This is a genomic window from Kamptonema formosum PCC 10802 (assembly GCF_000332335.1).
Classification (GTDB): domain Bacteria; phylum Cyanobacteriota; class Cyanobacteriia; order Cyanobacteriales; family Oscillatoriaceae; genus Oscillatoria.
In genome coordinates this window covers 4149997-4174708 of record NZ_KB235948.1, presented here as the reverse complement: position 1 = coordinate 4174708, position 24712 = coordinate 4149997, and the positions used below count along the sequence as shown (strand labels likewise).

The window sequence follows — 24712 nt, the reverse complement described above, 5'->3', positions numbered from 1 at the left end:
TCCTTTGGACAGATAGGAAGATTAAAAGCCTAAAAGCTTACCTGACAAAAGGGCTGATAATTGTGGCGAACCCGCCGGTTATCAGCCCTTTTTTGTTGGTGAAAGGAACACCGGCACGCACAGCAGATGCCAATTTGTTTTGTCTGGGAAGGATGCCGGTGCCGGCGCGGGTGCCGGTGGCACCTGGCTCTCACCGTCTCCCCGATGCTTTATAGCAGCAGTCATATTGGTTAGAACAATAGAAACTTCGGGAGCGGGGGAGGAAGGGAGGCCGGAATGTAGGTTTCTTAAATGCTTACTGCTATATAGACGTAGGGCAGGCGGGACGCCCCCCTAAAGCTCTAATGTTCTAACCTAAGTGCATACTGCTATATCGCATTTCTCATATTAGTGAGAGCCTGAGAAACCCGGTTTCTTAAAGAAACCGGGTTTCTGAAGCGTACTTCATCTAACTGAGAGCTGCTATAATAGAAAAATCCTGTCGCTTGCCTGCCAGCAGGCAGGGAGGTTTATCTGGCATCCTACGGTGCCGGTTCCGCACTCGAATACAGCGAGTTAATTGTTGTGGCTAGTTTGGTGAGCTATTCAGGCAAATGGGGGGGCTGGATTTCTCACATCTATGTTGACAGTGCGGATTCGGCTGCCGGCGGCAGAGAAATTTGGGGATTGCCTAAGGAACTGGCTGAGTTTACATGGGAAAAGGGCGAGCGATCTCGTGTTACTGTCCGTCAGGGCGACCGGCTCCTGTGCCGCCTCACCCACACTCAGCAAAACTTAAGCTTGCCGCTGCCTTTTAAAATGCCGGTTTTGAGCGCCCTAAATTCTGATTTCCTCTTCTTTCAAGGTGAGTTTGAGTCGCGTCTGGGTCTGATTGGCTCTCAGTTAGAAATCCCCGCAGAGAGTTCTTTTGCTATGTTAGGTTTAGGTCAGCCTTGGCTTGCCGTTTGCTGCGACCAGCTGCGTCTCGCCGCCGGTGCGCCAGAAGTGGTGGGGCAGAGAAAACCTGCTTTTAACTATCAGTAAATAAGGTTTAAACCGGCTATTTTCAGCGAGACTGAGGGACTGAGAAAGCCGGTTTCTTTAAGAAACCGGGTTTCTCATGCGTATTTTATCCAACTGGAAACCGCTATATACTGCCGGCGAGGCAACCTTTATATGCCGGTGCGAGCGTAGATTTCAGTCAGACTCCTGAGGCGATTGCTGATTGCCGGCGTTAAGGCATCGCGCTGGTATCGCCAGCTCCACCAATTTCCCAAGGAACCGGGCAAATTCATGCGCGCTTCCGCACCCAAACCCAAGACATCTTGCAGGGGAAAGATTGCTTGATTGGCAATCGAACTCAAAGCTAGCCTGAGGAATTCCCAGTGAATTTCACTTTCATCGCACTCGGATCGCTTTTTACCCAACAAATACAGCCACACTGTGTTTTTATTCTTGTCGGGAAGTTTGCTGTACCAGCCTTGGGTGGTGTCGTTGTCGTGGGTGCCGGTGTAAACCACACAGTTTGGGGTGGTATAGTTGAAAGGTAAGAAAGGCAAGTCAGGCAATGGCTCGAAAGCAAATTGCAAAATTTTCATCCCTGGAAATCCAAACCGATCTCGCAGCGCCCTGACTTTCCTGGTAATCACGCCCAAATCTTCGGCAATAATCGGCAGCACTCCCAGTTTTTCTCTGACCACTTGAAACAGCAGTTCTCCCGGCGCTTCCACCCACCGTCCATTCTTGGCAACGCTGTCTTCCCCGGGTATTTCCCAGTAAGCTTCAAACCCCCGGAAGTGGTCGATGCGAATCACGTCCACATAATCCAGCAGCGTCCGGAAGCGCTGCACCCACCAGGAGAAATCATCCATTTCCAGCTGCTTCCAATTATAAATTGGATTGCCCCACATCTGGCCGTTTTCTGGCTCGAATTTATCCGGTGGCACACCGGCTTTCAGTTTGGGTTTACCCGTCTCGGCATCCAGGCAAAACACGCTCTGATTGGCCCACACGTCGGCGCTGTCTCCCCCCACATAGATGGGGATATCGCCTATAATCAGGATGTCGCGAGCTTTGGCGTACCGCCTCAGCGCTGACCACTGGCTGAAAAACTCAAACTGCAGGAATTTGTGGAAGTTAATCCGGTCGCTGAGGTCTTCCTGTTCCTTGCTGAGGGCTTCTGGTTTGCGCTTTTTCAGCTTGTCTTCCCACTCGTACCAGGGTTCTTGATTGTGTTTTTCTTTGAGCGCCATAAACAAGGCAAAGTCATCTAGCCAGTAAGATTGGCGCTCGCAAAAGCTGTGATACTGGGAAGCATTCGGGTCGGAGTTTTGGAAGGCTTGCCAGAGCAAGGCTAGCTTGGCGGGAATCACCCGATCGAAATCTACGCTTTCATCGGGAAACACCGGATAATTGCTGAGGTCCGCCTCAGACAGCAGCCCTTTTTCTTTGAGCCGTTCCGGACTGATCAGCAGGGGGTTGCCGGCAAAGGCTGAATAAGACATGTAGGGCGAATTGCCATATCCCGCCGGTCCGAGGGGCAAAATCTGCCACAGCCGCTGCTTGCTTTCTGCCAAGAAGTCAATGAAATCATAAGCGTCTTTCCCCAAGTCGCCAATCCCGTATGGGCTGGGAAAGGAGGTGGGGTGAAGCAAAATCCCGCTCGCTCTTGGAAAAGGCATAATCAAACGGTGACAGTAAGTTGAATAGTAATATAATAAAACAATTGTCGAGCAGTCGGATCTGTCTCTGGGATGAAGGTTGAGAATTTTTAGAGTTCTCAAGGCGCGCTGCCGGCGGCAAACTAACAGTGCCGGTGCCGCCGGCACCTCCTCTCTGCTTGCGATCGCCTCTGGGGGCTGGGACAGTTGCCGGTCGAGCCAAATTGATTAGGACATTAGACCTTGGGGGGTCGGAGGAAACGCCTGCCCTAGGGAAATAAGGCGTAGGACAGGCGTCTCGCCTGTCCCAATGTCCTTGCACTAACTGTCCATTGCTATAAATCCAGGCATCCAAAATCCACGCATCCACAATTTACTAAGCTTTTAGGCTTTTAATCTTCCTATCTGCCCAAAGGAGGCAGAGCCTCCAGGACGGCGTTCCCAGGCGGAGCCTGGGAACGAGCGAAACGCTATATTTTTAGACCTTCTGAGGCTGCACCGGCTTGCGCAGCTTGGACGGTTGTATGGGAATCTCGATGCGAAATTCGCTTCCCTGACCGGGTGCTGAGTGGAGGCGCAAGTGCCCGCCGTGCTGTTCTACGACGATGGAGTGTGAGATAGACAGCCCCAATCCCGTGCCTTTCCCGACAGGTTTGGTGGTGAAGAAGGGGTCAAATAACCGCTGCTGTATCGATTCGGGGATTCCAGGGCCATTGTCAGAAATTGCGATCACAATTTGTGAGCTATCCCTCACCGCAGTGGCAATTTTAATCACGCTGGGATTGGCCGCAATTTCCTCGGGTTTCAGCTTGGTATTTCGCTCGTCCAGAGCGTCAATCGCATTCGTCAGCAGGTTCATAAACACCTGATTCAGCTGCCCTGCGTAGCACGGCACCATAGGCAATTCCCCGTACTCTTTTACTACCATAATTTCTGGCCTGCCGCTCCGCTGTTTTAAGCGGTTTTGCAGGATCATTAACGTGCTGTCAATCCCCTCGTGGATATCAACTTTTTTGAGCTCCGATTCGTCCAGCCTTGAAAACGTTCTCAGAGACTTAACAATTTCCCGAATTCGCGAGGCTCCCGTTTTCATAGAAGCCAGCAACTTCGGTAAGTCTTCTAGGATGTAATCTAAATCTATCTCTTCAATAAATTCTCGAATATCTGGTGCCGGCGGGTAGTGCTTCTGGTAGAGGGCTAATAGGCTCACTAATTGAGAGGCGTACTCTTCCGCATGGGCGACATTCCCGTAGATAAAGCTTGTGGGGTTGTTAATTTCGTGAGCGATGCCGGCAACCAGCTGCCCCAAGGCAGCCATTTTTTCGGCTTGAATCAGTTGGGTTTGGGTGGCTTTGAGATGGTCGAGGGCGCTTTTCAGCTCTCCGGTGCGCTCCGTCACTTTAATTTCAAGGGTGCGAGAATATTCCTCTAATTGCTCATTGGCTTTTTCTAATTTCTCGCAAGCCAGTTTTAATTCCCAGTGGCTGTGGTAGTTGGCCATTAAAATGGCCGATGCGGTCAGCGCGACGAGGGGGGAAAATACGGGGACGATCCAGCCGCCCAGAAACGCCAGATAGCAGGTGCCGGTGAGGGCGCTACCTGCTACTAAAGTACCGCACAGGGCTCCTCCAAAAAAGACATTCTTTTTAAACACTTTCGTCTGCAGCAATTTCAAGCACCCGCTCGCTCCGATGAAAGACCAAGCCAAAATCCACAGCCAATTCAGGGTTTTGGTAGGAGTTCGGAGCATCGGACGCCCTTGCAGAGCGGCACTCAAAATCTGGCTGGTTATATTCGCGTGAATGACTGCGCCTGGAGTTAGGGCAGGGCTTCGGAAGAGAGTGCTGCTGTAGGGCGTTTGGAAAACGTCCTTGAGGCTCTCTGCAGTTGAGCCAATTAAAACCGCGCGGTTGCGCATCAAATCAGGGGGGATGCGGTTTTCCAGCACATCAGTCATGGATATACTGGGAAACTTGTCAAGCCCTCCGCGATAGTTTAACAAAATCTGGTAGCCGCCGGTGTCACCGGCAACATAGCCTCCCTCATTCCCCGTCAGGGGCACAAACACGGCACGCCCCAACCCATAGATTTTTTTCTTATCGTCAATTGAGCGCAGAGACACGCCCTCCTTTTCCAGGTAGGCAAGCGCCAGCTTCGCCCCCAGCCCCTCTCGAAATTGACCGCCTTCAGCGCCAATTAATATCAGAGCTCGGCGCACTTTGCCATCCGCATCTAACACCAGATCGGACGCCGCCACTCTGTCGGACTTGCTGAGCGCCGGCGGCGGTGCGATCCTGTTGCCGCCGACTTTTTCGATGCCAATCAGGTTCGGTGTGGACTGAAACACCTGCACTAATTCTTTGTGCCCCGGTTCCACCGGCAAGTCCCGATAGATATCCATACCGATGGCTCTGGGCTGCTGGGCTCTCACGTTGCGCAGCAGCTGCGCCATCACCCGGTCGGGCATGGGCCATTGCCCGACCTTACTGATATCTGACTCGCCAATTGTCACCAGCACAATGCGCCGGTCAATGGGCTCTGCTGGACGCTGGTGAAAAAATTGGTCGAGGGTTGCCCATTCGAGCATCTGGAAAACTCCAGCGGCGCTCCCGGCAATGGCCAGTGCTGCCACGCTAGGAGCGATCGCCAAAACCCCTCCCCACTCCCCAATTCGCTGTCTCAGCTTTTGCCACATGCTCTCAGAATAACCCCTCTCAGTCGATTAGGGGCTGAGTGGCGATCCCCTTCAGTCCCACCTGCTCCAACAGCTCTTTCCACTCAGCTGCTAGGGTGGCGTCTCCAGGCTGCGCCTGTTTAGCCGCACCGAGCACTGCCACTGTATCGTACCAAATGCCAGACTCGGCATACAAGGTGGCGAGCGCTACAGGAGTCAGGGATGAATTTTGGGCGCTGCTGGTTGGGGCTTCCACTCGCTTCACCCACCCGCTGACCCCACGACTGTCCGGGCGGAGAATGTCTCCCTCATTGATAGTGGCGAAGAACCACATATAATTTTTCCCTATCTCCAGTTCCGGCGCGTCCGCAGGAAGAGTTACTCTGACAATTCCCCCCTGACCGGACATTTTGAGGGTAGTTTGGTACTGAACGTTTCTGTTTTCGTCTTGCAGGCTAAAAAATACCTCTTTTGAGGAAGTTGCAGGCACGTAAACAAAAAATGTCGGGCGCGCCGCCACTGTGCGCCCTATTTTATTCTCCGGAATCAGCGGGATCAGCTGCGAGAGCTCTTCGCTGCGAGTTCCAGCCCCGACGGTGGACACCGGTGCGGCATCGGAGGGCGGCTCGAATTCTGGTCCGCGAGTGCCTCCTCCGGTGGTGTTCGTGGGCGAGGCGTCTCCCGGCGGCTGGAATTTGACATCGCCCCGGGTTCCCCCCCCGTTGGTGGACGCCGGCGCGCTATCCCCCGGCGGCTGGAATTTGACATCGCCCCGGGTTCCCCCCCCGTTGGTGGATGCCGGTGTGCTGTCCCCCGGCGGCTGGAATTTGACATCACCCCGGGTCCCCCCCCCGTCGGTGGAGCCAGGTGCGGCGTCTCCCGGCGGCTTGAATTGCAAGCTGGTGAGGGAACCGCCCGGCCATTTCTCCCCTGACACCGGCTGGAGCGCCTGTGCGGGCTCCCACAGGCCGGTGCCGGTGGCCAGCGTCCCGGCTAGGGAGAGGTAAAAAACTGTTTGAGAAACGGATCTTCTGTATTTTACCATAATTAAACCTCGCAATTCAAATGTTAATGATTTAGCGCTCACAGCCAGTTTCCCACTAATACAAAAGGGGCCCAAAAATAGGGGTGGCTGTACTGCGGATTTTTCAGCAGGGCCAGTTGAGCTTGACGGAGCGCTTCGGCTTTGGTAATATTCTGCTGTGGCTGGGTTAACTTCTGGTAAAACTCAGTCATCAAGTTCGCCGTGGATTTGTCGCTGACCGCCCACAGGGTTGCCAAGGTACTTCTGGCCCCTGACCGCAGTGCGAATCCCGCCAATCCCAGTGCGGCTCGCCCGTCGCCGGCTGCTGTTTGGCAGGCACTTAAAACCAGCAGTTCAATGGGGTTAAGATTTTCTTGCCCTCTCGCTTGCAGCAAGCGGTCTAAATCTTTTACCGCGATCCGGCCATCCCACGTGAGCAAAAATGTCTCTTCAGGATTGGAGCTGAATTGACCGTGAGTGGCCAGGTGAACGACTGGAAATTCTGTTCCGTTTATCTGGTCTTTAAAACTGGCGCGCGTGAACTGCCGGTTCAGAAGTACCTTAGAATTTGCTAAGACAGCAATTTGTTTGACTTCTGCCTCCACTCCCGGCAAGGCGGAAAACCCCTGACGCGCCTCGGCAAGCCCAACCGCTAAGATTTTTAGCTGATTTCTTGACAGTCCCTGTGGGAATAGCTGCAACCCTGGGCTGATCGCGACGCTGTATTTCTCGACGAGATACTGCTTTCCGTCGTAAAGGGCAGCCATTGGCAAAGAGCGAAAGACCCCATCCAGGACAAACACCAGGGTTTTGATGCCGTGACTGGCGAGATCCGCCTCAGCCGGTCGGATCAGCCAGTCGTAAACTTTTTGGGAGAGCCGCAATCGCTCATTACTAGAATACCCTATATAAAGAGAAGAATATAATTTTTTTATATTTTTTTCGATTTCCGGGCCAGGGAGTGGGGTGGCGTAGTGGCGGCTGGGTGAATTGGGCAGGGACACAATCACTTCTAGCCGGTCGCTCAAAATAATTGGATAGATGACGGCAGCTTGTGCGTCAATCCCCTCCACCCGCACGGGATGAGTTTCCACGCAAGCGTCTTTAAAGAAGTTGTCCAATTCTGCCAGTTGCAGGGCTTCAATCACCTCGCGAGCTTTCCTGAGGTTGGCTTGACCGGCACCCGCTCCCAGCAGCAGGCTCACCAGTTCTCGGTACACCGGCTCCACACTTTCTTTGAAGTTAAACTGAACCTCGCGATTAATCGCTACTAAGTCACTGCGCAGGTTAGCGAGCGCATTCACTGCTTCAGTATAAGCCGCTGTTGCCGCAGCGATATCCCCTTTTTCTTTGAGAGTGCGGCCCAGCTGCCACGCGGCGCGAGCCACCTGATCGGTGGCGTCAATCTTCTGGGCAATTTGCAGCGAAAGTTGCGCCAGGTTTTGGGACTCTTCCCACTGCTGGGTCTGTTCGTAGAGCTTTGCCAGCTGATTGAGAGCGGACGCTTCAGCTCGCGGATCGCCCAGCTGTCGGGCTTCTCGCACGGCTGTTGCCAGCAGTCCGGCGACTTTCAAGGGCCCGGCTGTTGGCGTTTGCTGTTTGTTCCCTAATCCCTGCAAGGGCGACGCCAGAGGGCCGGCACCTGCTGGCGTGCCCCCAGAGGTCCGCGGCCCGAATGCTTCGCCCCCACCGGCAGACAGCTTCATCAGGCTTTCTGCCAGATTCACCCGGGCGTCAACAGAGGCGCGAGAGGGCGGCAGTTCAGACAGGTCCGACTCGATTTGCGGCACGAGGGCGCTGGCTAATGACCGCTTTTCGGTGTCCACCAGCAGGCTGAGCTGGTTGAGCTGCGCTTGCGCCCGAGCCAGGGGGTCTTGTGCCATTTTTGCCGCCTGCTGGTAGTACGCCAGAGCGACATCATATTGATCTAGGTCTCTGGCAATATTGCCGATGCCCAGCAGTGCCGCACCAGTGCCGGCAGTGGCACCGAGGCGCTGGCTAATCGCCCAACTTTGCTCCAAGATTTCTTTCGAGCGCAGCAAATCTCCCACTCGCTGCAGGACTGTGCCCAAACTCCGCAATCCGTCGGCTTTCAGGGCAGTGTCCGGCTGAGCGAGCAGTTCATCGAGCAGTTTCTCTAAGAGCGTTTTTGCCTGCCGGTAGTGGCCCAGGTATTGCAAGGCTTGGGCTTGGTTAATCTGGCTTCCCAGCCTGCCGGTCTGATTCCCCGCTGCCAGGTAGGCGGCTTCGGCGGCTTTCCAAGTTTCTAAAGCCGCTTCTGTCTGTCCAGTTGCCAGTTGCAGCCGGCCAAAAGCGTTAAGCGCTTGAGCCCGGATTGCCTCGCTCTTTCCCTCTCGCTGGTTCTGATTTGACAGCAGGTTCAGGCTTTTCTCGATGGCGGCGCGCGCTCGCTCCCACTCGCCCAAGTCTTGATACGCCAGTGACAGATAGTTTAGGATTTGGGCGAGGTTTAGCCATTCACCGGCAGCTTCATATTCAATGGCGGCTTGCTGCCAGACGGTGGCGGCTTCAACAAACCGTCCCCCTTGGTAGAGCTGTTTTCCCTGCTGCAACAGTTGCGGCGCAGCTGACACCGGCGATCCTGCCACCTCTGGCGGCGGAGCGGGCTCTCGGGCAACTGCCGGCAGCACCGCAGTCACGAGAAGCAGGGCCAGCAATGCCAGCCCGACAAAAGACAGTCTGGCCCGTTGCCTTGGCGCGGTTTTACGCTGGGCGCGCCCCAACCTGACGCCAGAGTGAATGCTTCTCAGTAGCCAGCGGATAATTGCCATTGTGGTTTTTGGTTACTCTTGTGGTAACTCCCCAAATAACATGCGGTATCGTTCCAGTTGCTGTTGGGCGAATTCCAGCCGTTGCCTAGCTTGTTGCGCGGCTTCAGAGGGGGTCCTATCCCGAGCGCCCTGCCGGTCGTACCAGCACAGCACTTCCCGCTCGGCTCCCCCTACCAGCAACTGCACTCGCCCTATTCCCAAACCGATTTCTGGCATCCAGAAATGCTCTCCAATTTGCTTCTGGTAGCTGCCACCTCCCGAGGCCGGTAGAGTTCAAAGGGTTGCTGCCCCTCCTGCCGCCAATCTTGCGGGTTATACACCAGGGAATCCAGCACCTCTAAATTGGCATAAATTTCCTTTTTGGTGTCGTATTCCCCCCCGCAAGTGTGGGAAACCAATGCTCTGATAGAGATGGGGGGAACATTATCGACCAGACTTAAGAACCCGTCGGGAACCGCCGGCACCAGCGGACTGACGACGGTGGTGCGATCGATCGCCATATCCGCCTCAAAATACCCGTCCTCGCGATTCCCCCAAATAAATTCCAGCAGGAATAACAGGAAATTGGGAATCCAATTTTGGTCTTCTCTGTCCACAGGAGAGTCATCCGAGCAAGGGAGTTCGTCGCTCGTTGGTAGGTGGATTTTCGCATCGGACTTGACCATAGAGCCGGCCTCGCTCCCAGCAAGTAGGCGTTGGGGATAATTTCCAATTGTACTCAATACCGGGCGCGTCTGGAACTGGGGGTTTTGCTTAAATTTTTAAATAAATTTTAACGTCTCCCTTAGCGAGCCCTGCCCTGTTGGTGAGCGGTGTGGCAGTCTGGTGGCCGGTGCGGGGCAGAGCCGGCAGCCGGCACAGAAGCGACTAGCTCGACATTGCCCCGGGCGTCGATGGCCCAGCCGGTGGCTTCCACAAGTTGGGGTTGGGGGTTGGGCAGGGGTTGCCCAGTCCGGGGATTCTGAACCCCACCCCCCAACCCCCTCCCCGCGCTTCGGGAGGGGGAGAGAGAGATGGGGGTTTTGGAGAGTGAGTCCTGTTTCGCTGCAACGCCGTGGGGCACCGGCGACTGGGGATTCGGCTGTGAGGAATTTTGGCGGCTCTGTGCCGGTTGGGAAAAATCTTGCAAATCTCGCCAAACGGTCTGGCCTCTGATCGTGGCCGTTGGGTCTTCTGGCAAGCCGCCCCGTCCGGTGACAGTCAGTGAGTTGCCCCGATCGGCGGCGCATCCAACAGCGATTTGCTGGGTGGGGTCTTCCACTGCAGAGGGCAATTCCACTAATCCGGCACTGGGGTCTACTTCTGGGTTGCTGATCGTGACGGTGCCGGAAACTCCAAACTGGGAACTGGCCGTGATTTCACTGTTGGCAGACCGGAAGATGCCTCGGGTGTCGATCTGGATGTTCCCCCCAGCACCCCCGATGGCACTAGCGATGATTTTGCTATTTTCCAGGGCGGTTATGGTGCCGGTGCTGATGGTGATGTTGCCGCCGGAAGCAGTGCCGGTGGCTTCTGTGGTGATAGAACTGTTGTGGCGCAGGAGTGTGCTGCCGGTGTCTAGCTGAATGCTGCCCCTGCTGCCGGCTGCGGTTTCGGCTCTCAGGCGACCGGCAGTGTCGAGTTGAAGCCGGCTCGCTTGGATGTCTAAGTTGCCGGCCCCTCCCGTTCCCGTGCCGCTGACGGTGATTTCAGCGCCATTGCGGACAGTGAGGGTGCCGGTGGTGAGTGTCAAGTTGCCGGCATCGCCCGCGCTGGCACTGGTCGCTTTCAGCCGGCTGGGCAAAACCTGACCCGGACTGTCTGTGCCGGTGCCACTGACCTCCACAGACTCCGAAGCCACTACTGTTACAGTTCCTCCCCGACCGGCACCGGAGGTGGCTGCTGATACCTCGGCTCCATCTCGGAGAATCAGCCTGCCGGTGGTAATTTCCAAAGTTCCGGCATCTCCACCAGTTCTCGTTTCAACACTTAATCCACTCGCTCCCAAGATTGGCACGCTACCGCTGATTTCTACCGATTCCGAGGCCATCACTCTCAAATTCCCAGCCCGACCTTGAGGAGTCTTCATCGGGAATGAAAGAGAGTTAGTGAATATTCCGGCACCATCTCGGACAATCAGTCGTCGGGTGCTGACAGTCAAGTCTCCGGCATTGCCATCACCAATTGTTGTGGTAGTCAAGTTGGTGCGAACCGGCAGATATGTTGGATTTCTTCTAATCCCAGTACCAATGAGTTCTACTGACTCTGAAGCCGTTATTGCTATAGAGCCAGATGATACTGCTCCGATGGTGAAAGAGGCGATTTGCGACCCCCCCGTGAGTGTGACGCGCCTGCCCTGGACTCGGACATCTCCACTGCCTCCGACAGGGCTGAAATTGGTCACGTCAATCGCAGATCCCCCAGACAGGTAAATGTCTCGGAAATTTTGCACCCCCTCATAGCTGAGAGCAAAACCTCTATTGCTCGAGTTCAGGTTCACTGAACTGTTGCTTTCCACACTCCCCAACTCAATCCGTCCTCCGGGAGCGGTGAGATTGCCCTCCTCTAAACGCACTTCACCCCCCACCAGAGCTAAGGTTCGCTCGGACTGCACCTGCAGACCAACCGGCTGTCCTGTGGGTGAATTCACTACAGTGGTCTGGGAGCGATTGACGACCGGCCCGGGATTGGAACCGAATTGCAGGCCGGTGGGAACGCTGACCGTCAGCAGGGGCGGAGCCGAAGAGGAGTTTGTGGCGCTGAACTCAGTGCCATCGGCAAACTTGAGGCTGTTGGCACTGGAAGCAAAAAAGGAGCCGCCAATGTCCAGGCTGGCATTGGGGCCAAATATCACCCCATTGGGATTGAGCAGAAACAGGTTGGCGGTGCCGTTGGCTCTCAGGGTGCCATCAATCTTGGAGATGTTTCCACCCGTGACGCGGCTGATGATATGGAGCACCTCTGGGGCGTTATTGAAAAAAACCGAGCCACCAGCCGGCACGGAAAATTCCCGAAAGCTGTGGAACAGGTTATTTCCGGCGCGACTGCCTGCCCCGACAGTAAAGTTGGCGCTATCCGAGGCGGTGACGCTGGTGGGTAAGGTGCCATCCGCTGCTATTTGCGCTCGCGCCGAGTTGACCGGAATGAGACAGCACAGAGTTAAATTCGCAGCTAGCCACAGGAGTCGGCAAACAGGAAGCTTCATACCATTAGGGGGGGTGACGCATCACTATGCTACACCGCCCCCCGCTCTCTGTCTATCAGTAATTTCCTCAACCTTGAACTGAAATCAAGCGAGAAGACTTCCAATATCTCGCTTTAAGGAATACAACCCTTACGGGTCATTTACAGTCTTTTATTTTATATACACCAAGGGGGGAAAGGATAAGGCAGACAAAATAATGATCGCGCCTCTGATTGGCCGCCATTCTTATCTTTCTTTCCCGAAGCGTCTAAAAGCGGAAGTAGCCGCTCTTGACCCAAGCTTTTTTCTGAGACATATCTAGTCGAAACAGAAGAAGTGCAGCCTGCTGCAGCCAGGGCTAAAGCAATCGCGAGCGCTAGGGTAGTAGGGCGGGACATAATAATTCTCCTTAGTGGTATGGGTGACGGCCCTTTATCTAAAATCGGTATATGTTTTTCGCTGTCTCTCGGTTTAACTTTCTAAGTAACCCCAGATATTAGACAGCTCTCTTGCCTATAGAGTTCCCTGATTTCCTTTTGATTTATCCAGATGCCTCGTCTTTCTCGATCGAGGGCTTTCCTTAACTGTCTTCATTCTGCACTACTCTCTCGTACTTAACAGTGTTTTTCGTCACGCCTTTCGGTGATTCTCGTCAGAATTAAATGTGATCTGAACCTCAGAGCTATCACTTAATAATCTCTAGGTTAACCGGCTTGCATCCAAGTTTTTACTGAAGCGACTGGGGCGACAACTGGGCGGAGTTACAAGCACGGCCTGACTTGGGGGGTGACGAATTGCTCTCTTTGCGGGAAACAAGGACTGGGGCGAGTTTTAAACAAGCATTCAGTTGACAGTAAGCCAGAACAATTACTGAAATTATAGAACTTCCGCCGGCAGTCCCGCAAGGGGACATCTGAAGGGAGGCAAACATATTGCCCAACTCAGGATTGAGGGGAGAGGGGCAGAGAGGTGAGAGAAAAAACCCGCATCGATCGCCCCTGCGATTCAGTATATTTACGGAAATTAACATGCTCCCGTCCCAGATATAGTGAGAAACCCGGTTTCTTAAAGAAACCGGGTTTCTCCGCTATATGCAGTCCCAGCCGGCTCAACCGGCAAGCGCTGACTGTCGGGGAGCCTCTCACTTTAGTAAATATGGCTACAGTCGGTGAGTTGCCGGCTGTTACTCACCCCACTTTTAAAACTCATAATTGTTTTTTAACAAATTCCTGTTTCTCCCAAAGACTCCCGCCGGCAATCGCCTTCCGCCGCTGCCGCCAAGCACACAGAGCGCAGTGAGTTAGTATGGATGGAGGGTGCGGACTCCACTGCAAAATAAATACTCGCTCCTATGACAGAATCCACACTAGCCGGTCGCTGTCAAGTCGTCAGACACCTCGGCGGCGGCGGATTTGGCCAGACTTTTCTGGCGCAAGACACTCACTGATTGGGACGTTCGTGCCCTAAGTGCCTAGTGCTATATATCTGGTTGAGGAGTTTATAGAGGGCCAGCCCCTAAATGGAGAGTTCCCTGAAGGCCGGCATTTTAGGGAAGCCGGTGCAATAGCGCTTTTGCGCGACATCTGGCAGGTGCTGGCAGATGTCCACGAGCAAGGGAGGTCCATCGTCCTAGCAAGGGAGGTCCATCAGTCGAACTCAGAGGTCCATCGTCCGAGCAAGAGAGGTCCATCGTCCTAGCAAGGGAACTCCCATACTCTGAGTGCCGGTGCCCTAAACTTGAAGAATGATGCAAAATTCCGATCCCTTCAACCCAGAAACCCGCTCCCAAATCGCTGTCAAATTTCAGCTCAAAGTTTGGAAGATTTATGCCGATACTGAAAAGCTGCGGCGCTCCCAGCCTGTGTATATCCGCAAAACTCTGGAACGCTTAAAAAATGACTCCCCTTGACCGCGCAGTTGGAAATCGCAAATTGCAGGCGATTGCCAAATATCTGAATGCGTTGCGCTCTGGCGCAGCGATGCGCGAGTCATGCGCATCGTTTACCATGCCATGAGTCTGGCTCTGGAACTTTACCAGGAATACATGCAGCAAATTCAAGACTATATTGGCAGGGAATAGTCTATAATAGATACAGCCGGCAAGAGATCCGGTAGGGCTAAAGCCCAACTACAAACTTTTGGGCTAAAGCCCAACTCCGAACTTTTGGGCTAAAGCCCAACTCCGAACTTTTGGGCTAAATCCCAACTACAAATCGGCCCATCTTTGCACCACATAACCCAAGGACGGATTGAATCATGCAAGCCTACAAACTGAAAGGAACAATTGACAGTAACGGCCACTTGATTCTTGCAGGACCGCTCCAGCTACCTCCTGGAGATGTAGAAGTGATCGTTTTGCAGGAAGTTGAAAATGCCGGTGAGGCGAGTCACCCCCGACCGGCACCGGCAGGCGAACAGCCTGAAACTCAAAACTTCCCCTGTAGGATTAATATTTTTAGGGATTGGCTCGCCAACGCTAAACCCGTTTCCCCTGACTTTGACCCCGACCAAGCCCGATGGGAAGCATTACAGGAGAAGTACCTGTGAAAATTGGGGTTTGAATTGCTCTCTGTCAGCACTTCCAGGAAATCGCAAATCCCGCCTTGTGGGGACGCGATATGTCGCGTCCCCACACAGCACCGGCAGCTGTCCATCTCTCCTGACCGGCACTGCGATAGCAGTCATCCTGTCGCGGAATAAGTTCGCTCCCCCTTGTGTCCCACCTCACGCGCTCCCTGTAGGGCTAAAGCCCAACTACAAACTTTTGGGCTAAAGCCCAACTACAAACTTTTGGGCTAAAGCCCAACTACAAACTTTTGGGCTAAAGCCCAACTACGAACTTTTGGGCTAAAGCCCAACTACGAACCTTTGGGCTAAAGCCCAACTACGAACCTTTGGGCTAAAGCCCAACTACGAACCTTTGGGCTAAAGCCCAACTACGAACCTTTCGGCTAAAGCCCAACTACGAACCTTTCGGCTAAAGCCCAACTACGAACCTTTGGGCTAAAGCCCAACTACAAACCTGGCCTAAACACCGAGAAGTGTTAATTTTTTTGAAGCCACCGGCAGGCAGGAGTGGGGCTGTGATAAAGTGAGTCTAGCTTTGGAAAAAGTAAGTTTAGGCTGAAGGGCAAATAGATGGTTGACGTGCGCTCTGCGATCAATAATCTGCGCCTCAAGTGGTTTCTGGCTACCCGGGCGCTTGACTACAGCACGGATTTCGTAAATATTCTGTATAAAATTTATCTAAACCACAGCAAAATTATCCATTTCCGCAATGGATACCCGGTCTATTCGCTCTCCACTCCAGCGCTGTTCAGCAAGCCGGCGGCCAACTTCATCGCTCGCGCCCTGTACCGGACGATTCAAAACAAGAATCTGCCGAACATGATGAGCTTTGCGGTGAACGATATTTGCAATGCCGCGTGCGGGCACTGCAGTTTCTTTACGGCGGTAGAGGAGAGAGGCAGAAAAGCTCTGACCTTGGAGGAGTCCAAAAAATTAATCCGGGACGCTCAGGAGTTGGGAGTGTCTGTGATAAACTTTGTGGGGGGCGAACCGCTGATGCGGGAGGACTTGCCAGAGATTATCCGAGCGGTTGACAAGGATTTTTCGACGACTGTACTGTTTACCAATGGCTGGGATTTGGAGGGGCGGGCAGCGGAATTAAAGAGAGCCGGGTTAGACAGTATCTATATTAGCATAGACGCAGCCAGTCCGGAGAGGCACGACGAATTTCGGCAGAAAGCCGGTCTGTTTGAAAGAGCCATGCGGGGCATCCAGAAAGCGAAATTGCTGGGGATGTCTGTAGGAATCTCCACAACCATGACTCCGGAAGCGTATGAGAATGGAGAGCTGGGCAGAATCGTCAAGCTCGCAAAAAACGCCGGCATTCACGAAGTCCTCGTTTTCGACGCTCTACCCACCGGCAGGTATAAAAACAGGCAGGACTTGGTGGACAGAAGCGACTGGGTGGAAGACATGATCCAGTCAGCCCGGAAGTACAATCAAAAGCCCAATTATCCAGGCGTCATCTTCTTCTCTTACTTCACCAGCCATCGAAGTGTGGGCTGCTCTTGCGGCACGAGCTACTTCTACACATCCCCCTATGGGGATATTATGTCCTGCGATTTCAATCACGCCAAGTTTGGCAATATCCTGGAAGAACCCCTCTGGAAAATCTGGGAAAGGCTGACGACTCTGCCGGACTTCTGTCAGGCAAAGTGGGGCGGGTGCAAAATTAAGGACTCGGAATTTCGCCAAAAGGAAACTGTTTCAGGGGGACACGTTAACCTTGACATTAACCGCGAAGTGTGATAGCGTCTGAAATGGGAGCATTCAATTTTTGCAGATCCTGGCGATTGAAAGACTCTGTTGGCGAATTAACGGGGGGTTAGACCTCTGGCTAGTTGGCCAGGTTCCTGGCGATTGGAAATCGCGGCTATACAGACGAAGCCCGCCTGCGCGGGCTAAAGAAAGCTCACTCTGAAACGCAGACCTGTAGGCTCCAGAAAGGGAGAATATGATCTCACACCTCTATTTAAGTCCAGTTCTTGCGCACTGCAATTTCGATAAAACGCCAACCGTGCCGATTGTGTTGTTTGAGGTTTTTATTTTGGCGGGGGTGGCGGCGGCTTTCCTCATCCTGCCAAAAATAAAAGATAAGGTCTGGCTGCGATTTCTGGTGATGGCGGCGGGAGTGCTGCTGTTTGAACTGTTCACCGCTCCCATGTGGAATAATCACAAAATGGGCTGGTGGGCTTATGTTTACCACGATGTCAGCTGGATTTTGACCCTCGGCTGGACGGCGTTAATCTTGAGCGTCGTGCTATTGGTGGACAAGTTTCTGGAAAAGTGGAAAGAGTGGAAGAAATTTGGCGTCTATCTGGGAGTGCTGACGCTGGCGGTTGTGCCTTTTGAAATGATTGCCGTAAACACCGGCATCCGCAGCTACGCGCCAGAAGTGAGACAAGCTGTGTCAGGGATTTTTATCTTGGGGGTGCCGGTAGAAATCCTGTATTATGTGCCGGTGTTTGGCGGATTGGTCATCGCCTTTTATAAGTATTGGAGTTTCCTAATAGACGGCGAGCTGATCGCGCCGCTCAAGCCGCTAGCGCGGAGAAAATGGCTGCGCAGTTTGCTGATTACCTTCCTGGGGGTCTTTTTATTTGAAGTGATGATTGAGCCAATGGTGCGGAATGAAAAGCTGCCCCAGTGGTCGTATATTTTCCACGACATCAGCATCCTGATCACCGGCATGTGGATTCTGGCGATCGGACTGACCGCCATTGTGGTGACTCGGTTTTTTATCCACTACCCGATGATTCAAAGATTTTTCATCGCCATAGCAATCGCCGGCGCTGTAGCTTGGCCAGTAGAATCCTGGCTAATTGTCAGTGGCTACCGGGTTTACGGACCCAGTGCTGTCAATAATTTCACGGGTTTTGTAACGCCGCTCACCGGTGTGCCGGTGGAAGTGGCTTTTGCTATCCCCTGCTACATGGCTTTGATTATTGCTTTCATCCGTTACTGGGAAATTATTCTGGACAACCGGCTGTGAAAAATTATACAAACATTTTGGTGGGGTTCCCAATCACATTTATCGCTATGGCTGCGGTTTCTGGCGGCGTGAGTGCGGCGGCGGGAATCCTATTCGCGTCAGTCATCTGTACTGCCGGCATTAGCCTTGCTCTCTGGCTGCCGCTTTGGTGGGTTGTGGGTTTTGCAATCACAGGAATCTATTCCCTGATTGCCCAGCTTGCCGGCTGGCAAAGAATAGAAGTGCCCATCACCGTAGCCAACATGACGGTATCATTTACCTCCGAACAGATAGCGCTGGCAAACTACACAAGAGATGCCCGGGCAAAAGGGCTGAGCGACACGCAAATTGCCAGCCGGCTGACAGCACAAGGTTGGACTAATGAAGAAATTGAAGTAGCCCAGCAAATTGTGAGTGAGAGGCAATAGCATGATGCGGTTGGCGAAGGCGGAAATGTTTACACGTTTTGCTAGTTTTCGGGCGATTATAAATCGCGGCTATACAAACGAAGTCCGCCTGCGCGGACTGAGAGAAGAGCAATCATGCTGAATCGGTGGTGGGTTTACCAGCGGGAGCGCTTCCCGGTTCTCAAAAATGGCGCGATCATTGCAGTTTTCAGTAGCTCTGCAGTGAGCTATTCCGCCCTGTTGCGCGGTCAAACAGCAGTGCCAAATTCCGGCTCCCTGCTGGTTGCTTTTCTCAGCCTTTTTCTCTTCTTCCTGCAACTGCGCATCGCCGATGAATTCAAAGATTTCGAGGACGATGCCCAGTACCGGCCTTACCGTCCAGTTCCCAGAGGTTTAGTCAGTTTGCGAGAATTGGGTGCGGTTGGCGCAGCCGGTGCCGCAATTCAGCTAGCTGTTGCGCTGTGGCTGACTCCCGCCTTAGCGCTGCTGCTGGGTTTAGCCTGGTTCTACTTAGCCTTGATGACCCAGGAATTCTTTGTGCGCGGGTGGTTGAAAGCCCATCCCTTAATGTATATGTGCAGCCACATGGTCATTGTGCCGGTGATTAATTTCTACGCCACAGCCTGTGACTGGCTGAGTGCCGGTGGGCAGCCGCCGGCAGGTCTGACCTGGTTTTTGGCAGTCAGTTTCTTTAACGGCTCAGTCATAGAAATCGGGCGGAAAATCCGCGCCCCCCAAGATGAAGAAATTGGCGTAGAAACCTACAGCGCTCTCTGGGGGCGTCGCCATGCAGTTTTAGCGTGGCTGCTCGCACTCGGCTTAACAGCAACCGCCGCCTTTTTTGCTGCCGGTCAAATCAATTTCGCACCGGCTGTCACCGGACTGATCGCCATACTGCTGAGCGCCGGCGTCTCGCTCGCCTGGTTTTTCCTGCAGCGCCCCACGACCAAATGGGCAAACCTTATAGATACAATTTCCGGGCTGTGGACACTGCTGCTGTATCTCCAGCTGGGGATACTTCCCCTTCTCTTGCGTTTTTCCCACACCCGTTGATCCAGAAACCGGGTTTCTTCCAGAAACCCGGTTTCTAGACTCCCCAAATCCAAAATACAAAATGGATATGACTTACATCCTACAATTGCAAGACAGACATGCAGAATCTCTCCTCGGCGGCAAAGCCAGACCCCTCGCCCAGCTGAAACGAGCCGGTGTCCTGATTCCAGACGGATTCGCACTCTCCCCAGCCGCCTTTGAAAGCAGCCTCACACCTGAACAGCGCCAGCTTCTCGAAGAGACGAGACTCGGCATTTTACAGCCCAAACCGACGGAAATTCAAACCTGGCTGGCAACCCTCCAGCTCAGCGAATCCGTCAAGAGAGAACTGCGCGCCGCCCTAGCAGAACTTTGCCCCAATAGCGAACCCGTAGCGGTGCGATCTTCTGCCAGTGATGAAGACGGTGCGCAGCACTCTTTTGCCGGACAGCTCGACAGCTTTTTGGGAGTGTTTCCTGATGCCGTCGCTGAGAAAATTGCAGCCGTTTGGCAGTCAGCGTTCAGCGATCGCGTTTTGACTTACCGGCGCGATCGCGGATTGCCCCCACTGCCAAATCCCAGCGCTGTTCTCATCCAGCGCGCGCTCAATCCCGAAGCTGCCGGTGTTGCCTTCGCCGCCGATCCAGTCACAGGAAAACGAAGCGTAACAGCAGTCAGCGCTGTTTGGGGTTTGGGCACCTCCCTCGTATCAGGTGAAGAGAGTGCCGACACCTATCATATCGATCGAGAAGGGCGCATTATTCACCGGCACATTGCAGACAAACGCCGGCTGCACCGGCTTGACTCATATCAGGAATCAGGAATTGCCACCGTAGAAGTTCCCCCAGACATCGCCCAAAAACCCGCTCTTAACGACCAGCAAATTAGAGACATAGCCGCCCTAGCGCGTCAGGTGAGCCGGCACTTTCACCGCCCCCAAGATATTGAGTGGGCTATAGAAAACGGGCAGCTCTACCTGCTGCAATCCCGCCCGATTACCGCACTGGCGCACATCCCCGATCCAGATGGCGTTTTCAACCTGTGGGATAACAGCAATATTGCCGAAAGTTACAGCGGCGTCACCACCCCTTTAACCTTTTCCTTCGCCCGCAAAGCTTATGAAGAAGTCTACCGGCAATTTTGCCGCTTCATGGGCGTTCCCCAACCGGCAATCGCTCGCCACAGCGACACATTCAGCCGCATGATCGGGCTAATTCAGGGACGAATTTACTATAACCTGCTCAGCTGGTATCGGACTTTGGCACTGCTCCCCGGTTTCACCGTCAACCGGCACTTCATGGAGCAGATGATGGGAGTGCGGGAATCCTTGCCAGAAAGCGCTGTCGCCGAACTGCAAAGCGCCACTTGGCAAGACCGGCTGCAAGACAGTTGGCGACTGCTGGCAACCGCTGCCGGTTTAGTCACAAATTACTTCCAGATCCCCCGCCGCACCCGACAGTTTTACCAGCGGTTAGACGCCGCCTTAAACCCGCCACAATTCAATTTAGAACTCAATTTAGAAGACCTCCGCCCCGACGAACTTGCGGCTCACTACCGCAACATAGAGCGCCAGCTGCTCACCCGCTGGGACGCTCCTTTAATTAACGATTTTTTCACCATGATTTTCTACGGCGTCTTGCGACGCCTCACAGAAAAATGGTGCGGCGATGGCGAGCAAACCCTGCAAAATGACCTGATTAGCGGCGAAGGCGGCATCATCAGCGCCGAGCCGGCTCAGCGCATGCGCGACATGGCGAATTCCATAGCACAAAATCCTGATTTTGTCAGCACCCTTTGTGGCGGTTCCTTAAATGAAATTGTGCGAAGCATGGAAGGCGAACCGCAATTCCAGTCCCAATACCGAGAGTATCTCCATAAATTTGGCGATCGCTGTCTGGAAGAACTCAAATTAGAAAGCCCCACACTTTACGATGACCCCCTGCCCTTATTGCGGGCGGTGGGGCAATTAGCCCTGGCTTGCAGAGCGCCCAATCCCATCAGCGAGACAGGGCAAAGTTTGCCCCCGATCTCCCTGAGGAAAGCCGCAGAACAGCGAGTGAAAAGAGCGCTAAAAAATCGCCCCCTGCGCCGGCTGGTATTTAACTGGGTGCTGAAAAACGCGCGGGAGCGAGTGCGCGACCGGGAAAATCTCCGATTTGAGCGCACCCGCGTTTTCGGTCGGGCGCGGCGGGTATTTGTCGAGATAGGACGCCGCTTCTACGCCCTCGACGTGCTGGGCGAACCCCGGGATATCTTCTACTTAGAAGTCGGGGAAATTCTGGGATTTATCGAAGGCACAGCAACCACCACCGATTTGAAAGGATTGGCAGCCGTGCGCCAAGCCGAATTTGCCCGCTACCGGCAAATGCCGCCGCCGGCAGATCGCTTTGAAACCTTCGGAGTCGTCTGTCAGGGAAATTCCTTTCAGAAAACAACCCAACAACAATCTGCCGTTTCCAATTCCTCCTTCCAGGGAATTGGCTGCTCGCCGGGAGTCGTGCGCGGTTGCGTGCGAGCGATATCCGATCCCAAGCAAATTGTAGGAGCCGGTGGCGCACCCCTGAAACCGGGCACAATTCTCGTCGCTCAGCGCACAGATCCCGGCTGGATTTTGCTGTTTCCCGCCGCTGCCGGCTTGCTCGTCGAGCGAGGCAGCTTGCTGTCGCACGCTGCGATAGTCGCCCGCGAACTGGGACTGCCGGCAATTGTATCACTTCCCGGCGTCACCCAGTGGTTAAAAGACGGTGACTGGGTAGAAATGGATGGAAGCACCGGCAGAGTGTGCAAAATTCCCAGTCAGGAGTATAAATAGAACTTCCGCAGAAACCGGGTTTCTCAACCAGCCGTCTTGACTTTCAGCCCTCGCTCCTGCAAAAGAAACCCGGTTTCTCTCACAGTTGTGCGTAAGTCGCGATAGAATTTAGGGCAAAATCGGAGATGAATAATGCCCGCAGAAATCGCCCAGGTGGCTGATTTTTCCCAAATCCGCTACGCCCAGTGCTGGGAAGACGCAGACATCCTGCTGAGCGCCCTCGACATCCAGCCGGCGCACATTTGCCTGTCTGTCGCCTCCGCTGGGGACAACACCCTGGCAATGCTGAGCCGGTCGCCAAAAAAAGTGATAGCAGTAGACTTAAACCCCGCCCAGATTGCCTGCTTAGAACTGCGCGTCGCCGCCTATCGCCAACTCAGCCACCCCGAACTGCTGGAACTGATCGGTTCAGTGCCGGCAGCACCCGCTGCTAGAATTAACTTGTACCGGCGCTGTCGCAACCACCTCTCAGCAGCTTCCCGCCAATTTTGGGACGAGCGCCCAAACGCCATCGCCACCGGCACCGGCAGCGCCGGCAAATTCGAGCGCTATCTCACCCTATTCCGCCGGTACATTTTGCCCCTCACTCACAGCAGCGATAAAATCGCCCACACCCTCAAAAAAAGCCTCACCCCAGAAGATCGCCAAACCTTCTACACCCAGCACTGGAATAACTGGCAGTGGCAACTCCTGTTCCGCCTCTTCTTTTCCCGCTTCGTCCTGGGGCGCTTCGGGCGCGACCCCAGTTTTTTCCAATACGTCAAAGCCGGCGTAGCCGAACATCTTTTAGAGCGCACCCGCTACGCCTTAACCGACCTAAATCCCGCCGAAAATCCCTACTTGCAGTGGATTGCCACCGGCCAGCACATAACCGCCCTCCCCTGCGCGCTCCGCCCCGAAAATTTCCAGCCAATCCGCGCCAACCTAGACCGCTTAGAGTGGCACTGCACCCCCCTAGAAGATTTCCTAGAAACTTCCCCCATCCCCACCCTAGACCGCTATAATTTAAGCAACGTATTCGAGTACATGTCCCCCCAAAACTATCACCGCGTTCTAGAGCAACTGATAAGAGCCGGTCGCCCCGGAAGCCGGATCGCCTACTGGAACCTCCTAGCAGAGCGCCTCCGCCCCGAATCAATGGCAAACCGGCTGCGACCCCTCACAGAGCTATCCAGCCACCTCTACCGGCAAGATAAAGCCTTCTTCTACAGCGCCTTTATTCTAGAAGAAATCATCTAATAAGCTGTTACGCTTTTAATATGCTTATTTGAGAAAGGAGGCAGAGCCTCCTTCAGGCGCGTTCCCAGGCAGAGCCTGGGAACGAGAGAAAATCCAAAATCCAAAATCCGCCACCGTGCAGCAACTCATTCTGATCAGCAACCCCCTAAAAACAGAACTCCCCAATCTCCAGCAAAAATACCTCTCCCACCTCCCACCCCTTGACCCCGCAGTCATCGCCAGCCACAGCCCAGACGCACACTGGCTGCTGGTTCGAGATCGCAGCCATATCGCAGGGCGCTGCTCCTTGTGGTGGCGGCAAACCCCAGCCTATCAGAACTTCCAGCTCGGTTTAATTGGACACTACGCCGTTGCAGACGCCGACGCCGCCGCCTGTCTCCTCGAACACGCAAACCAGGAACTTGCCGGTCGCGGCTGCACTCTAGCAGTTGCCCCAATAGATGGCAGCACATGGCGGCGCTACCGGCTGCTCACCGAACGCGGCAAACACCCCGTTTTTTTCCTAGAACCCGACAATCCCGACGATTGGACAGAACACTTTCTCAAGGCGGGATTCACACCCCTAGCGCACTACAGTTCCGCTCTCAATACAGACCTCAGCCACACCGATCCCCGCCTGGAGCGAGTCAGCCAGCGCCTGCAGGCTGCCGGCATCCAAATCCGCCCCGTAGATTTGCAGCGCCTTGACGAAGAGCTGCACCGGATTTACACCGTAGCCACCATCAGCTTTCGCCACAATTTGCTCTACACTCCCGTCAGCTTTGGTGAATTTCTCAACCAGTATCGCCCCCTCCTCCCCTATCTGCAACCGGAGTTAATATTGATAGCCGAACACAGCGGCGAACCCGCCGGCTTTTTGTTCGCCATCCCCGACTCTCTCGCAGCACATCGAGGAGAAATTGTCAATAGTGTTATTATAAAAACTGTTGCAGTCTTGCCCCAGCGCACCTACGCGGGCTTGGGCAATATGCTGGTGGATCGCTGTCACGAAATCGCCCGCAAACTCGGCTATTCCCAAGCGATTCACGCCCTGATGCGCGACAAGAGCGCCTCAAGCCATCTCAGCCGGCGCTACGCTCACACCATCCGGGGCTACACCCTATTTGCCAAACACTTATAGTTGAGAATGTGAGAGACGCAGTAGGGGCGGGCACGGGGGCATCGCTGTCAACTTAAGCTGTGTCCCGTAGTCTCTGGGCGGTTGAAACCGCAGCTATACAGACAAAACCCGCAAGGCAAGGGTTTTAAGATTCTAGCTCTTCTCTTAAGTCCAAGGGAGGCGAACTTCGTTTGTATAGCCGCGATTTCAAGAGACTGTTGGCGAATTGATAGGGGGTCTGACCCCACCCCCAACCCCTCCCCGTTAACGGGGAGGGGAGCTTTCGAGATAA

Annotated in this window: 20 protein-coding genes; 11 read left to right on the top strand and 9 right to left on the bottom strand. The window is 54.1% G+C overall.

All coding sequences use genetic code 11. The annotated features are described in order from the left end of the window. Nucleotides 1-81 precede the first annotated feature (81 nt). On the bottom strand, nt 82-225 hold the full coding sequence (locus OSC10802_RS50245) for a hypothetical protein (RefSeq protein WP_155968026.1): 144 nt from the start codon (nt 223-225) through the stop codon (nt 82-84). Nucleotides 226-489: 264 nt separating this feature from the next. Here OSC10802_RS50245 and OSC10802_RS40740 point away from each other — a divergent pair, with 264 nt between their 5' ends. Then, entirely contained in the window at nt 490-1023 is a 534-nt protein-coding gene (locus OSC10802_RS40740; protein ID WP_082218310.1) for an acetoacetate decarboxylase family protein, read from the top strand. 128 nt (nt 1024-1151) lie between these two features. Here OSC10802_RS40740 and malQ read toward each other — a convergent pair whose 3' ends face one another. Further along, entirely contained in the window at nt 1152-2762 is a 1611-nt protein-coding gene (malQ, locus tag OSC10802_RS0117995) for a 4-alpha-glucanotransferase (protein ID WP_445727644.1), read from the bottom strand. Between malQ and OSC10802_RS55710 the strand changes: the two genes are divergently transcribed. Next, complete coding sequence (locus OSC10802_RS55710) at nt 2740-2871, top strand: hypothetical protein (RefSeq protein WP_255349208.1); 132 nt, start codon at nt 2740-2742, stop codon at nt 2869-2871. The genes malQ and OSC10802_RS55710 overlap by 23 nt on opposite strands. 246 nt (nt 2872-3117) lie before the next feature. On the opposite strand, the gene OSC10802_RS54605 is transcribed toward OSC10802_RS55710, so the two are convergent. The 6 genes from OSC10802_RS54605 to OSC10802_RS40725 all read right to left on the bottom strand — a co-directional run bounded on the left by OSC10802_RS54605 (nt 3118) and on the right by OSC10802_RS40725 (nt 12313). Next, entirely contained in the window at nt 3118-5334 is a 2217-nt protein-coding gene (locus OSC10802_RS54605) for a CHASE2 domain-containing protein (protein WP_017718160.1), read from the bottom strand. Between the two features lie 19 nt (nt 5335-5353). Then, nucleotides 5354-6358: a DUF928 domain-containing protein gene (locus tag OSC10802_RS0117985; RefSeq protein WP_017718159.1), complete on the bottom strand. Its 1005-nt coding sequence runs from the start codon at nt 6356-6358 to the stop codon at nt 5354-5356. 38 nt (nt 6359-6396) lie between these two features. Next, nucleotides 6397-9129, bottom strand: a complete 2733-nt coding sequence (locus OSC10802_RS0117980; protein WP_017718158.1) for a CHAT domain-containing protein — start codon at nt 9127-9129, stop codon at nt 6397-6399. A gap of 12 nt (nt 9130-9141) precedes the next feature. After that, complete coding sequence (locus OSC10802_RS54600; RefSeq protein ID WP_232731707.1) at nt 9142-9345, bottom strand: hypothetical protein; 204 nt, start codon at nt 9343-9345, stop codon at nt 9142-9144. Continuing rightward, complete coding sequence (locus OSC10802_RS40730; RefSeq protein WP_232731706.1) at nt 9321-9794, bottom strand: hypothetical protein; 474 nt, start codon at nt 9792-9794, stop codon at nt 9321-9323. Before OSC10802_RS40730 ends, OSC10802_RS54600 begins: the two co-directional genes overlap by 25 nt. A gap of 119 nt (nt 9795-9913) precedes the next feature. Further along, entirely contained in the window at nt 9914-12313 is a 2400-nt protein-coding gene (locus tag OSC10802_RS40725) for a two-partner secretion domain-containing protein (protein ID WP_017718157.1), read from the bottom strand. A 1723-nt stretch (nt 12314-14036) separates the two neighbouring features. Here OSC10802_RS40725 and OSC10802_RS50240 point away from each other — a divergent pair. Together OSC10802_RS50240 and OSC10802_RS0117950 are read left to right on the top strand one after the other, a co-directional pair. Then, on the top strand, nt 14037-14201 hold the full coding sequence (locus tag OSC10802_RS50240) for a hypothetical protein (RefSeq protein ID WP_017718156.1): 165 nt from the start codon (nt 14037-14039) through the stop codon (nt 14199-14201). Nucleotides 14202-14548: 347 nt separating this feature from the next. Further along, nucleotides 14549-14839 carry a hypothetical protein gene (locus tag OSC10802_RS0117950; protein ID WP_017718154.1) on the top strand — a complete coding sequence of 97 codons (291 nt, stop codon included), beginning with the start codon at nt 14549-14551 and terminating at the stop codon, nt 14837-14839. On the opposite strand, the gene OSC10802_RS50235 is transcribed toward OSC10802_RS0117950, so the two are convergent. Next, nucleotides 14819-14977 carry a hypothetical protein gene (locus tag OSC10802_RS50235; protein WP_155968024.1) on the bottom strand — a complete coding sequence of 53 codons (159 nt, stop codon included), beginning with the start codon at nt 14975-14977 and terminating at the stop codon, nt 14819-14821. The two genes, OSC10802_RS0117950 and OSC10802_RS50235, sit on opposite strands and share 21 nt — an antisense overlap. Nucleotides 14978-15430: 453 nt before the next feature. On the opposite strand from OSC10802_RS50235, the gene OSC10802_RS0117945 reads away from it, so the two are divergent. The 7 genes from OSC10802_RS0117945 to OSC10802_RS0117915 all read left to right on the top strand — a co-directional run bounded on the left by OSC10802_RS0117945 (nt 15431) and on the right by OSC10802_RS0117915 (nt 24441). Next, nucleotides 15431-16609, top strand: coding sequence for a radical SAM/SPASM domain-containing protein (locus tag OSC10802_RS0117945; RefSeq protein WP_017718153.1), 1179 nt, complete (start codon nt 15431-15433; stop codon nt 16607-16609). Between the two features lie 268 nt (nt 16610-16877). After that, entirely contained in the window at nt 16878-17852 is a 975-nt protein-coding gene (locus tag OSC10802_RS0117940; protein ID WP_198525144.1) for a hypothetical protein, read from the top strand. After that, nucleotides 17849-18259, top strand: coding sequence for a hypothetical protein (locus tag OSC10802_RS0117935; RefSeq protein WP_017718151.1), 411 nt, complete (start codon nt 17849-17851; stop codon nt 18257-18259). The genes OSC10802_RS0117940 and OSC10802_RS0117935 overlap by 4 nt, the downstream gene beginning before the upstream one ends. 114 nt (nt 18260-18373) lie before the next feature. Continuing rightward, complete coding sequence (locus OSC10802_RS0117930) at nt 18374-19291, top strand: UbiA family prenyltransferase (RefSeq protein ID WP_017718150.1); 918 nt, start codon at nt 18374-18376, stop codon at nt 19289-19291. A 67-nt stretch (nt 19292-19358) separates the two neighbouring features. Continuing rightward, on the top strand, nt 19359-22082 hold the full coding sequence (locus OSC10802_RS0117925) for a PEP/pyruvate-binding domain-containing protein (RefSeq protein ID WP_026098589.1): 2724 nt from the start codon (nt 19359-19361) through the stop codon (nt 22080-22082). A gap of 132 nt (nt 22083-22214) precedes the next feature. Continuing rightward, nucleotides 22215-23321, top strand: a complete 1107-nt coding sequence (locus OSC10802_RS0117920; RefSeq protein WP_017718148.1) for a BtaA family protein — start codon at nt 22215-22217, stop codon at nt 23319-23321. A gap of 115 nt (nt 23322-23436) precedes the next feature. Beyond that, nucleotides 23437-24441, top strand: a complete 1005-nt coding sequence (locus OSC10802_RS0117915; RefSeq protein WP_017718147.1) for a GNAT family N-acetyltransferase — start codon at nt 23437-23439, stop codon at nt 24439-24441. Nucleotides 24442-24712: the final 271 nt, after the last annotated feature.